The following is an 11,833-nucleotide window of genomic DNA, read 5'->3' as shown; positions in this document are numbered from 1 at the left end:
GGGTTGCTGGATCAGATGCCGTTCCTGAATTCGGCGTTTGTGGGCAAGGTGTTCCAGTGGATCTTGCCGTTGCTATCCGGGCGCAAGTCCGCCGCGCGTCTGCGCACCACCACCTACCGGGGGGTGGCCACGGCGACCATGATGTACGACAACCTGCCGATCAACGATGTGTTCCGCAAGGTGGATGACAATACCGTGCTCGGCATCATGGACTTGAAAGGCATGAAGCAGCCGTTTTTCTTTGTGCTGCGTCGCGACGATAACTGAGCCTTTCTGTCAGAATGCCCCCTGAGTAATTTACATGCTGGAGGGGAGAGACCATCTTGGCCGAGTGGGCACCGCAATACAGCAAGGGGGAGCGTATTGTCCGGTTACTGTGCCACGCTGGCTGGGCGGCACCGCTTTTTCTGCTGACTGAATTTTTCTTTTTTCCCTGGTTCGAGCGCTATATGGAAACGGCGCACTGCCATCACTATGGCTCGCTCAATGGCCTGGAACTGGTGATCTACAGCCTCTTTATCGGCTTGCCGCTGGGGTTGGCATTGGTGGTGCTGGCCATTGAAGGGCGGCACAGTTTACAGATATTGCGGCTGGGGCAGTCGCCCTTGCCCGGCGAAAAGGTATTTCGCCCTACCCGCTATGTGTACGGCAATCGCGCCCGCATCAAGCCGGTGATTTTTTTCCTGCTGGTAGTGTTCTTGTGTGGGGTATCGGTGCAGGGATTTGTCTGGGCCAGCGCCACGATTGGCGAGCTGTCGCCGGACGTCAGCCGGTGTCTGATCGTACCTGTCGCTCAGCGATACATGTTCCCGTAGGAGCGTCGCTGGCGGCGCGATTCCATGCGTTGGCTATCGCGCCGCCAGCGACGCTCCTACGGATAGGTGGGGATACCGGGAATTCAGGTTTTCCGCAGGGTGCAGTTCGCCTTAGGCTCAGTGCACCCTATCTGATGGGTTCAATAGCCACTGTCCTCTGCGTCGCCGCTAAGGCGTTCGCGCCGTTCCTGTTCTTCTTCGAAGGCGGCCTTGATCTCTGCCAGCACATCATCCACATCGGCAATGTGCTCGTCGTCGTCCACCTGGCCGGTCAGTTCGCTGTCCGGTGTCAGCTCCCCGCTTTCATACAGGGCCCAGATTTCCTGGCCGTAGCGGCTGCCGCGCAGTGACGGTGCGTATTGGCCGTAATAGCGGGTCATGTTGTCCACATCCCGGTAGAGCATGGCTTCGGCGTTGTTGTTGGCGGCTGCATCCACGGCCTGGGGGAGGTCGATGATGACCGGGCCGTAGTCGTCCACCAGCACATTGAATTCCGACAGATCACCGTGAACCACGCCGGCGCAGAGCATGCGCACGACGTACTGCATCATCAGGGCATGGTCCTCCTCGGCTTGCTCGGCGGACATCACCACCTCGCTTAGCCGGGGAGCCACATCGCCTTCGTCGTCGGTGACCAGTTCCATCAACAGCACGCCTTCGAGCATGTCGTAGGGCTTGGGCACGCGCACCCCGGCGCTGGCAAGCAGGCGCAGGGCATCCACTTCCGCGCTCTGCCAGATTTGCTCCTGCTGTTCGCGGCCAAATTTGGAGCCCTTTTCCATGGCCCGGCTGCGGCGGCTGTTGCGTACCTTGCGCCCTTCCCGGTACTGGGCGGCTTTCTTGAAGTTACGCTTGGCCGCTTCTTTATAGACTTTCGCGCAGCGGATGTCCTGGCCACAGCGGACCACGAAGATATCGGCTTCCTTGCCACTCATCAGACGGCTGATGACCTCATCGACGAGACCGTCGTCGACCAGGGGCTGTAAACGTTGCGGGGTTTTCATGCCGCACTTATACCTTATTTGGCGCGCGGCTTCGCCTGCTTCCTGTGGTTTTCGTGCGGGAACCGGTGTTGGGGGCGACTGGGGCTCATATTGATGTGGCTACAGCATGCGGTTGCCACCGTCGGAGTTTGCTTGCAAACGAACCTCGACACCGGTTCGGTTGCAAGCAGCCTCCTGCAGTATGGCTCAGGCTTTCAACTTGTCGGCCAGGCCGGAGGCGTTGCGAGCGCTGAGGCCGTAGATGGACAGCTGGGGGTTGGCGCCGATGCTGGTGGGGAACACGGAACCATCGATGATGTAGAGCCCGTTCAGGTGCTTGTAGCTGCCGTCGCTGTTGACGGTGCAGCGGCTCTCGTCCTGGCCCATGGTCAGGCCGCCCATCACGTGGGCGCTGCCCAGGCCGGTGATGACCGGGGCATAGTCCAGCTGTGCCACGCCTTCGCGAGCTGCTTTCCAGCTCTTGTAGTAGCCGGCGTGGGAATGGCTGGGGCGAACTTCCTTGGCGCCGGCGGCGAATTGCATTTCCAGCATGCTCAGGTGGGCCCGCTTGGTGCCCTCCAGCAGGTAGTCATTTACCGGGTAATCCAGCAGCGGTTCACCATTGTCACGCAGTTCCACGACGCCACCCAGGTTCTCGTCATGGAAGCCGTCGCGGATCATGGCAATGGAGGCGGCCAGATTGGGCAGACGCTCGATTTCATCCCGTGCCCGTTCACCAAAGCCGCCGATCAAGGCACTGGAGAGGCCCGGGTGCATGGGCATCATTTCCATTTTGTAGCCCGCAGGACCATCCACGCCGTGTTTGAAGGTGAACTCGTCGGAATACATGGACTGGGGGGCGCCGTAATACGGGGCGATTTCCTTGTCGTAGAGGCCGAAGGCAAAACTGGTGGGATGCAGGAAGGTGCGTTTGCCCACCAGACCATTCGGGTCCGGGGCGTCGGAGCGCATCAGCAGTGCCGGGCTCTGGATGCCGCCGCCGGCAGCAATCACGGTTTTCGCTTTCAGGGTCACGGTGGCGCCGGTGGGTACCTTGTCGTCATTCAGCGGCCGCACGCGCACCCCGGTGACGGTGTCACCTTCGATAATCAGGGTGTCCGCCTGGGCGCTGTGGATCAGCGTGGAGCCGTGATCCAGGGCGCCGGGAATGGTGGTGACCAGCATGGATTGCTTGGCGTTGGTGGGGCAGCCCATGCCGCAATAGCCGATGTTCCAGCAGCCGCTCACGTTGCGGGGAATCAGGGCGGAATGCCAGCCCCTGTCGTCGCACCCGCGTTTCATCACATCGTTATTGGCGTTGGGGGGCATGGCCCACTTTTCTACCTTGAGGCGGGTTTCCATTTGCTGGAACCAGGGGTCCAGCTGGGCACGGCTGAGGCCCTGCACGCCGAACTCGTCGTGCCAGTATTGCAGGGTTTCGTGGGGGGTGCGGAAACAGCTGGTCCAGTTGACCACGGTGGTGCCGCCCACGGTGCGCCCCTGCAGGATGGTCATCCCGGCATCCTTGGTGGCGCGCAGAGCGCCTTCCTGGTACAGGTCGCGATAGGCCTGGCCTTCGTCGAGGGAGAAATCCTGGTTGGTCATCAGCTTTCCGGCCTCGATGAGCAGCACTTTGAGGCCGCGCTTGGCGAGGATTTCCGCGCTGACGCCGCCGCCGGCGCCGGTGCCGATGATGGCCACGTCGGCTTCCAGGGTGCGGTCGGAGGAAACGGTGCGGCCATCAATGACGTCCCAGCCGCTCTCCTGGCCGATCTTCCACGGATCCTTGATGCCCTTGATATTGAGTTTTGACAGGTCCTGCATGGCGTTGTCCTTTTATTCTTGACTGGCTGGTGCAGTAGAGGTGAAAGCCGGATGCTCAGGCGATAACGTTCTGCGGCGGCCCCGGATAACCGGTGCTGCGTGCCGCCTGGGGTTTCACATACCAGGCCATGAACATCGGCTGGGTCAGCCCTTTGAAAACCATGCGAGACAGGCCCCGCTCACTGGCGGACCACTGGGTCAGTGTCTGTTGCAGTTCTGCTTCGCTCTGCTCAGCAAAGCTGGCCCAGGTGCCGGTGATATACCAGCGGGCTGCGCCGAGCTGCATCAGGTCGAGAACTTCAAGCACGGCGGCACGGGTGCCGGGCATGCCGCCTTCGAGCAGGTCGTCAAAGGCTTTCATGCCGTCTTTGGCGGTGGCGCCGACGGCGGTCAGGGCCGGGCCCAGTACCGCGCCGACCAGTGGGGTCAGCAGGTCTACGTCCTGCTGGCGAAAATGGCGGTAGCCCGCAGCGGGGCCATCGTTGCTGGAGCAGCCGGTCAGCAAGGCAAGGCTGGAACCGGCGGCAAGCATGGCGCTGCCGGCAGCGCTCAGCTTGAGAAAGCTGCGGCGGTTAATTCCCTGGTCCATAGCGCACTCTTCTTTTTTTGAGTTGAAAGTAGCAAGTTGAAAGTTACAACGCGGTTGAGGTTGTTGAGTCTTGTAATGTCTGGCCCGCGATTAACGGTAATGGCGCGGGTGTGGTCGTCCCAGGACAAAGACCTTTCCCGCGCTTTTAAACTTTATACTTTGAACTTGAAACTGATCATTTCAGCATGAATTTGTCGATCATCTTGTGCATGCCACGGCCATAAGGCGGCAGGATAAACTTGGTGGCGTTGAACTTGCCCTTCTTGTAGATGCCCTTGGCCTTGGAGAAGGTCTTGAAGCCTTCCGGGCCGTGGTAGGCACCCATGCCGGATGGGCCGATGCCACCGAAGGGAATGTCGTCCACGCCCACGTGGGAGATGGTGTCGTTCAGGCAGACGCCGCCGGAGTGAGTGCTCTTGAGGACGTGGTCGCCGTTGGCCTGGTTCCAGTCGAAGTAGTACAGGGCCAGCGGACGGGGGCGCTCGTTCACGTAATCGATGGCGTCGTCCAGGGTTTTGTAAGGCACCACGATCATCAGCGGGCCGAAGATTTCGTCATGGCTGATCTGCATATCGTCGGTGGCATTGAGCACCATGGTGTGGGGCAGTTTCTGGCTGCCGCTGAAGTCTTCATTGGCCGGGTTGATCTCAATCACCTCGGCGCCCTTCTCGCGGGCTTCGCTGACGTAGCCTTGCAGCCGTTTGAGCTGGCGCTCGTTAACGATGGCCGTGTAGTCCGGGTTGTTCACCATGGTGGGGTAGGACTGCTTCACCTGGGCGGTCCAGGCGTCCACAAATTCGCGCACCCGGTTCTCCGGGCAGAGGATGTAGTCCGGGGCCACACAGGTCTGGCCGGAGTTCATGCACTTGCCGAAGGCAATTCGCTCGGCCACATCCTTCATGGGGAAGTCCTGACCGATGATGCAGGGGCTCTTGCCGCCCAGCTCCAGCGTCACCGGAGTCAGGTTGTTGGCGGCGGCACGCATGATGTGCTTGCCCACGGCGGTGGAGCCGGTGAACAGCATGTGATCAAAGGGCATTTCGGAGAAAGCCTGGGCCACATCCACTTCGCCGTTGACCACGGCCACCTGCTCTTCCGGAAACGCCTCGCTGACCAGTTTTTCCAGCAGGGCGCCGGTGCGCGGAGTGGCTTCACTCATTTTCACCATCACCCGGTTGCCGGCGGCCAGCGCGGTGAGCATGGGCACGAGGGCCAGCTGAATCGGATAGTTCCAGGGCACGATAATGCCCACCACGCCCAGCGGCTGGTATTCCACCCAGGTTTTGCCGGGCCAACTCAGGGCGCTGACACTGCGTTTTTCTGCCTTCATCCACTTGCGCAGCTTCTTGCTGTTGTACTTGAGTGCTTCCAGGCTGAGCATAATCTCAGCCAGCTTGGTTTCGTCTGCAGCGCGGTTGGAAAAATCGTTGCTGACCGCTTCGACCCAGGCATCGATGTTATCCAGCAGCAGCGGCTTGAAACGGCCCATCAGCTCGATGCGCTGTTCGGCGCTGGGGTAAGGGTGCTGGCGGAACGCGGCCTTCTGGGCATCAAAGATGCGGTGCATGCGTTCGATAGCTGTATTGTTGCGTTGCAGTTCTTTGACTTCGGCGACCATGGTCACTTGCCTCCCGAGGCTTTTTTTATCCTGAGTCCGCGACTTCCTCGCGGCGTCTGACGCAAGCCTTTGCCGCCACAGAAAGTTTTCTTCAGTCGATCGCATTCCCTGATGCGACGCTTCTTCAGAAAATCCCCTGTGACAGCAAATTCTTACGCCATCCATCCACGCTGAAATCGCGGCTTCAGGATTATGTATGATGACAAGACCGGCAGTGCTGATTGCCGATCAAAAATTAACCTTGAGTCTGATTTTTAGAGTAATTACTCTAGGAGTCAACCTGCGGTAATGAAATCACAACATTTGGCCTACAATGACCAGCACCAAGGAACGGATCCTCAACACCAGCCTCGCCCTCTTCAACCGGCAGGGTGAACGTAATGTGACCACCAATCACATCGCCGAGGCCCTGGGCATCAGCCCGGGCAATCTCTACTACCACTTCCGGAACAAGGGCACGATTGTGGCGGCGCTGTTCGAGCGCTATAGCCAGCACTTGCTGACCCTTCTGGAAGCCCCCCAGGGGCCGCTGACCTGGACCATCAAGACCTACTATTTCGAGGGGTTGCTGGCGTCCATGTGGCAGTACCGGTTCTTCCATCGCGATCTGACCCACTTCCTGCACGCCGATGCGGAGCTGGCCGCCCGCTATCAGGCCTTTGTGGAAATCGTACTGGAACGGGGGCGGGTGATTTACGGTGAACTGCGCGGCAGCGGCATTATCGACGTGGATGATGAGCAGCTACAGGGACTGATGGTGAATACCTGGGTATTGATGTCCTCCTGGGCATCGCTGGTCCATGGCCTGCGCCCGGACGCGGCGGCGGATGAAGCCCTGGACGAATCCCTGATGCGTCACGGCGTTTACCAGATCATCTGCCTGGAAGAGCCCTTCCTGCGCGGCGAGGCCCGTGAGCACCTGGAAGAAATGAAGGCCCGCTACCGGGCGGCGAATAATACCTCGACCCTGCTGCTCGGCCATGTGCCGGGGCTGGACAGAACCGGCAGCGAATAGCTGCCCTTCCATCTGCCACTGCCAAAAACGGTTTTACCACAAAGGGCACAGAGCTCACGGAGGAAAACCCTCTTTTCTCGGTGTGCTCTCGGCCCTTCGTGGTGACGACGCAGGGTCATCGCCCTTTTCCCAATACATCCCACCAACCCTCCTTTCAAACGCAGGCGTTGATAACCGGTGGCTGTTTCCCTCTATGGGGCGCTGCTTGTACTTGGGCTGGATCCGATTCTCAATAATTCTGTCTTTATGGTCAGTGTTATTGGGTCAGGGAAAAGAAGAGGTCAACATATTGAATCATGCGTAAACCGACCGGTTTGTAACTGACTGACTTTTCTGTTTTTATCTTTCGATATGCAAATTTGTATTTTGTTATATGAAGCCGGCGCGTTCATTGGATATTCGAGCCGGCTTCCTAATAACTGTTAGGTGCACTCAAGTGTTGAGAGTACGAATGTGACAAGTTCCTTTAAGAGGAAAGTCTTAGACCCCGGGGCCCGCGTGAATCCATTTGTCGCGATGGCCGAAGCTGGGGTGACGCCAGAACAGATAAAGGCGTTCATTGTGGAGGTCTTAAAACCGTATTTCTCAAGCCTAGAGCGGTTGGAGGAACTCGCTGTGGACGTACTTGCTCCACAAGCGATTAATTTGGTTCGGCTTAAAGAAAATTCTTGGGCGCTGCACGCATTCAACCATGTGCTGGAAATTTATCGGCATGCATCAGAACTCAATCCCCAAGCTTGCTACCAGCTTTGTGCCGCATCGGAACCTGCTATTGCAGAAAGTCTATCTGAGTATTGGAGTAGCCTATATTTTGAGGAGCCAAAGGATGATCTTGACCTACATGACTTTAAGTACGAAGTATTTCGAAATATTGGAGCTCTGATTGAGGCAAATGTTCAGCCTCTTCTCCGCGATGTTTTGGCTCAGGTGCGCATCATTCGTGGAAAGAATCCACGTTTTGATGACATCAAAAAATTGAAGCTCGGGAATATTGTGGATGAGTTATCCCGGACAGCGGGCGTTCCGGATCTCTTCGCGCCGCCCCCTTGGGGTGTCAGGCTAAATCAATGGAGAAATATAGCGCAGCACCATAGATCCCGGGTTCAGGGGAAACGCATTATAGGTGTCTTTGGAGAACCCCCGAACGAATCAGAAGTTGCATTTTCTCGCGAAGAGCTATTTTCGGTAGTAATCTGCCTTTTCTCGGTGTTTCAAGCGCTCAGTATCGCTAGAACGCTGTTTTTCTTTGATCGCTGGGAAAATATCAAACCGTACCTTCGAGAAACGGAGGTCCGCTCAGATGTTCACATGATGACGTTTGTTTCTGGAGTTAGCACGCAGGGGTTTAGGGTCATTGAGTTATCGCAGAATGACTCATCGGCAAGAACAACTGTACTCGACCTTCACGAAACCACCCAACAGCGGCTCATTCATGCGAGCCATCTTCTTATTCCCTTATGGCGAAGCTCAAAGGCGAGGTTGGTTGAACTACGATATCTGACGAGTTCCAAAGAGCATAAAATGACCTTCTGCACTACGGGCGAAGCATGTCAACGCCTTGATGCTGAAGAAATCTCCATTGAAGAGTATCTTGATCATGTGACTTTCAAGAAGGTGGACGATGGGAGTCCAGAATCAACAAGCACCTAACCAGGCCAGGCACGGCGACGGCTTTTCCGTTGCGGCTTCGCCTCCACTACAAAGCCGCGCGTGCTGGCGGCGTTAATGGATTCGGGGGTGATCACCTTTGAAACTTGAAGGTCCGTATGCATACCAGGTCTCAGTGGATGGAGACGATAGCTATTCTGTTCTGAGTGCAGAGGGAAGGCGTACCTTTTTGGCGCCAGTTACTACTCGAGGTCCCAAGCTTTATGTGTTTTCCCACAGCAGCTCACTTATCTATATTGGGCAGACCGTTCAGGGAATGAGCGCACGCATGCGGCTTGGTTTTAAAGCAGACGGCACAGGAGGATATTGGGGGTATCGCTGGAGGAAGGAACTGGCTGAGGCCTCTCTTCATATCTGGGTTCTAAACGAATGTCCTGAAGAGGAAGAATTCTATGCTTTGGAGTGCATAGAGTCTGAAGTTGTTTACTTGTATCGGTCGGAATTCAACCAGTGGCCCAAATTTCAAACAGAGATTCACTTTCACGAATCAGAAGGGAATCACAGGGCCCTGGCGAGGGAAATTTTTAACGGCTTCAACAAAGAGGCCATTAACAAGGCAATGCACGCGACAAGCGCGTGATTGCGGCGTTAGCCCCGTGAGAGAGCATATGTTCGAGAGCCTAGAACAAGATAGTAAATTACGGGGGAAGGTGGTTCTGGCCCTTCAAAAAGCTATTGTTGAAACTTTTGATGCCGCAGATTGGAAAGAGGTCGGATATAAGGCTGGGCAAATCGATTACATCCGAGGGCATTCTCGTTTATTGCGCAGCCTTTCTTGGGGTGACGACGATTACGGCTCCTGTGTATTTCAGGCTATCGAGTTTCTGTTAAACGATGATGTCGAAGATTTGCAATGTTTTCTCGAAAACGAGAAAGCTGCGGACTGGCTTTGGAGCAATCACTCGGCACTAATGCGTGAAATTGGACTAAAACCAGAGGGCTTGGCTCCAACGTTTGTGCCACCAACTCTCTCTGCCAGAGATGTTGTTGAGAGAGCGCTTAAAGATACTGAGGCATTGCTAGCGACATCAGGCGCCACGAGCGGAGTTGATAGGGTGCATACCGCGCTACATGGCTACTTCCTTAGCCAGTGTGAAGCGGCGGGAATCACTGTGGATAAGGATGCTACGATTACCTCGCTATATAAGGCTCTTCGGAAATCCCATCCAAGTTTGAATAGTGGCGGTCACTGGTCAGCGGAAATTGACCGAATCTTAAAGTCCTTCTCTTCAGTTTTAGATACGCTGAATCAGCTGAGAAACCACGCGAGTGTGGCCCATGCAAATGAAAATCTGCTTTCGGAGGCAGATGCGGAGCTCGTATGCAATGCAAGCAGAACGATTCTGCATTACTTGGACAGCAAACTTCAGTGAAAAGGGCTAACAATCGCAGTCACGGCTACGTCTTTTCCATTGCGGCTTCGCCTCCATTCCAAAGCCGCGCGTGCTGCGGGCGTTATGCCTACAACTAAACGAGATATAAATAATGTCAGATAGCACATCAGCGCTTGCCATTGCGGTCCCGGGAGTCGTTGCGCTAGCGAGTTTATTGGTTCAAGCCTATAACATAAGGCAGCAACGCAATACGGAACTAGCGAAAATGTTTTACGAAGATCGGATCGCATCTTTGAGTTCTTTAACAAGAAGTGTATCTGAAATTCTTAAGAGTGCTGAATCTGCGATAAAATATCGGGATACATTAAAACTACCTTTTGATCAACTATGGCATAATTCGAACGGAAAAGTTCCTGCGGAAATTCACCAGGGTTTCCAGGCTGCTATTTACGGTGCCACTGTAATGGGATCCAAAAAATTTAAAGATGAAGTTGACAACAATTTGATCTTTTATCCTGATCAAATACAGAAGAAAATATCGAAATTTGCTTCTGAGTATTTTGATAAAATACCAGATCCTTTGCGCCCTGAATCTATAGACAGATTTCTTGAGAGTAGTATTCCCGTAATCCGAAAACACAGAGACTCTATAGTTAACGAGTCGCAGAAAATAATGGAATTAAAGGTATAGCAAAGCGCTGTTTTTGACTCGCGGCTACGCCGCTCGGCAAAAAGCTTGGCGTTATGTTTCGTAGCGACCTTTGGGGTCAGGTCTTTCATCGTTCATTCGAGTGCACGATGAAAGACCTGACCCTCAATGTTCTTTTGGCAACTGAAGAAAAGCGTTAAACGTTCTTTGAATGATTAGGCTATGAACGAGAACAAATATGGATATAGAAAATAATTTAGTTGAAATATTTCGAAGCCGATCAGCAGGGCCTTTTCTTTTTTTGGGGTCTGGATTTTCTAGGAGATATTTGGGGCTGGAGGACTGGAAGGGGCTGCTTAGCAAGTTTTGCGTGACAGGGAAGCCATTCGAATATTATCTGTCCTCCGCGAATGGGAATTATCCAAAAGTAGCCGCTCTATTAGCAAAAGACTTCAATGAACATTGGTGGGCTGCGCCAGAATATGAGAAAAGTGTGGAGCGCTTTAAATCAAAAATTAAAAATGAGACATCTGCGCTTCGCATAGAGGTTTGTAACTACTTGGCTACTCTAGATCAGTCTAAAGCAAAAGAGTCTGATTATTCTGAAGAGGTTAAATTGCTAGCCAACTTGAATGTCGATGGCGTTATTACAACCAATTGGGATATGTTTATTGAGCAACTTTTCCCGGAGTATAAAACGTATATCGGACAAGAAGAGTTATTGTTTTCAAATCCTCAGGAAATAGGTGAGATATACAAGATTCACGGGTGTTCAACTAACTCAGATTCATTGGTTCTTACTGATTCTGATTATAATTCTTTTGACCAAAAGAACACCTACTTGGCAGCAAAATTAATAACTTTGTTTGTTGAGCATCCCGTTGTATTTATTGGGTATTCAATTTCGGATGAAAATATTAGCAGTTTGTTAAAGGCAATATCTGGCTGCATTGGGAAAGATAATATTGAGCAGCTGAGGAAAAACCTGATTTTCGTCCAGCGATTGTCCGCAGGAGAAGAGCCAAACATATCGGACACTTATTTAACTATTGATGGAATACAGATACCATTAGTGTTAGTTAAAACTAACGACTTCCTTCCAGTTTATAAAGCAATTCATTCCACCAAAAGGAAAATTCCTGCCAGAGTATTGCGTTATTGCAAAGAGCAGCTATACGAACTGGTGCAATCTTCAGAACCAGAGAAGAAAATTTGCGTTGTTGACATAGATGAAATTGAAACAAAAGATGATGTAGAGTTTTTAGTCGGTGTTGGGGTTGCTCAACAAGATTTTGTAGGGCCGTCACCAATCGGCTATGCGAGCGTTAGTAAAAATGA

12 protein-coding genes are annotated in these 11,833 nt (G+C 53.8%); 8 read left to right on the top strand and 4 right to left on the bottom strand.

Features of this window, described 5'->3' with window-relative positions:
• Both A3754_RS14715 and A3754_RS14710 read left to right on the top strand, forming a co-directional pair.
• Positions 1-267: DUF4334 domain-containing protein (locus A3754_RS14715; RefSeq protein WP_156497007.1), on the top strand; the 267-nt coding region annotated here is incomplete at its 5' end.
• Between the two features lie 56 nt (positions 268-323).
• Positions 324-815, top strand: a complete 492-nt coding sequence (locus A3754_RS14710) for a hypothetical protein (protein ID WP_063520298.1) — start codon at positions 324-326, stop codon at positions 813-815.
• A 140-nt stretch (positions 816-955) separates the two neighbouring features.
• Here A3754_RS14710 and A3754_RS14705 read toward each other — a convergent pair whose 3' ends face one another.
• The 4 genes from A3754_RS14705 to A3754_RS14690 all read right to left on the bottom strand — a co-directional run bounded on the left by A3754_RS14705 (position 956) and on the right by A3754_RS14690 (position 5,829).
• Entirely contained in the window at positions 956-1,819 is an 864-nt protein-coding gene (locus tag A3754_RS14705) for a PA4780 family RIO1-like protein kinase (RefSeq protein ID WP_063520297.1), read from the bottom strand.
• 186 nt (positions 1,820-2,005) lie between these two features.
• Complete coding sequence (locus A3754_RS14700; RefSeq protein ID WP_063520296.1) at positions 2,006-3,622, bottom strand: GMC family oxidoreductase; 1,617 nt, start codon at positions 3,620-3,622, stop codon at positions 2,006-2,008.
• Positions 3,623-3,677: 55 nt separating this feature from the next.
• Positions 3,678-4,211 (bottom strand): twin-arginine translocation signal domain-containing protein, encoded by a 534-nt coding sequence (locus A3754_RS14695; RefSeq protein WP_063518825.1) that lies wholly within the window; start codon positions 4,209-4,211, stop codon positions 3,678-3,680.
• A 175-nt stretch (positions 4,212-4,386) separates the two neighbouring features.
• Positions 4,387-5,829 carry a coniferyl aldehyde dehydrogenase gene (locus A3754_RS14690; protein ID WP_063520300.1) on the bottom strand — a complete coding sequence of 481 codons (1,443 nt, stop codon included), beginning with the start codon at positions 5,827-5,829 and terminating at the stop codon, positions 4,387-4,389.
• Positions 5,830-6,142: 313 nt separating this feature from the next.
• Here A3754_RS14690 and A3754_RS14685 point away from each other — a divergent pair, with 313 nt between their 5' ends.
• From A3754_RS14685 to A3754_RS14660, 6 genes are all read left to right on the top strand, one after another.
• Positions 6,143-6,844, top strand: coding sequence for a TetR/AcrR family transcriptional regulator (locus tag A3754_RS14685; protein ID WP_063520295.1), 702 nt, complete (start codon positions 6,143-6,145; stop codon positions 6,842-6,844).
• Between the two features lie 498 nt (positions 6,845-7,342).
• A complete protein-coding gene (locus A3754_RS14680; protein WP_156497006.1) occupies positions 7,343-8,494 on the top strand; it encodes a hypothetical protein in 1,152 nt (383 codons plus the stop codon).
• A 97-nt stretch (positions 8,495-8,591) separates the two neighbouring features.
• Positions 8,592-9,092 (top strand): hypothetical protein, encoded by a 501-nt coding sequence (locus tag A3754_RS26670; protein WP_063520293.1) that lies wholly within the window; start codon positions 8,592-8,594, stop codon positions 9,090-9,092.
• Positions 9,093-9,120: 28 nt separating this feature from the next.
• Positions 9,121-9,885, top strand: coding sequence for an abortive infection family protein (locus A3754_RS14670; protein WP_063520292.1), 765 nt, complete (start codon positions 9,121-9,123; stop codon positions 9,883-9,885).
• Positions 9,886-9,997: 112 nt separating this feature from the next.
• Positions 9,998-10,537: a hypothetical protein gene (locus A3754_RS14665; RefSeq protein ID WP_156497005.1), complete on the top strand. Its 540-nt coding sequence runs from the start codon at positions 9,998-10,000 to the stop codon at positions 10,535-10,537.
• Positions 10,538-10,733: 196 nt separating this feature from the next.
• A partial coding sequence (locus tag A3754_RS14660; RefSeq protein ID WP_063520299.1) for an SIR2 family protein occupies positions 10,734-11,833 on the top strand: 1,100 nt, incomplete at its 3' end.

Source organism: Alcanivorax sp. HI0083 (assembly GCF_001635175.1).
The sequence above is the reverse complement of the archived record's forward strand: the minus strand, read 5'-3'. Positions and strand labels throughout refer to the sequence as shown.

Bases quoted from the DNA above. Each gene is read 5' to 3' on its own strand.
- A3754_RS14705 (WP_063520297.1), bottom strand. From the start codon at position 1,819: ATGAAAACCCCGCAACGTTTACAGCCCCTGGTCGACGACGGTCTCGTC.
- A3754_RS14700 (WP_063520296.1), bottom strand. From the start codon at position 3,622: ATGCAGGACCTGTCAAAACTCAATATCAAGGGCATCAAGGATCCGTGG.
- A3754_RS14695 (WP_063518825.1), bottom strand. From the start codon at position 4,211: ATGGACCAGGGAATTAACCGCCGCAGCTTTCTCAAGCTGAGCGCTGCC.
- A3754_RS14690 (WP_063520300.1), bottom strand. From the start codon at position 5,829: ATGGTCGCCGAAGTCAAAGAACTGCAACGCAACAATACAGCTATCGAA.
- A3754_RS14685 (WP_063520295.1), top strand. From the start codon at position 6,143: ATGACCAGCACCAAGGAACGGATCCTCAACACCAGCCTCGCCCTCTTC.
- A3754_RS14670 (WP_063520292.1), top strand. From the start codon at position 9,121: ATGTTCGAGAGCCTAGAACAAGATAGTAAATTACGGGGGAAGGTGGTT.
- A3754_RS14665 (WP_156497005.1), top strand. From the start codon at position 9,998: ATGTCAGATAGCACATCAGCGCTTGCCATTGCGGTCCCGGGAGTCGTT.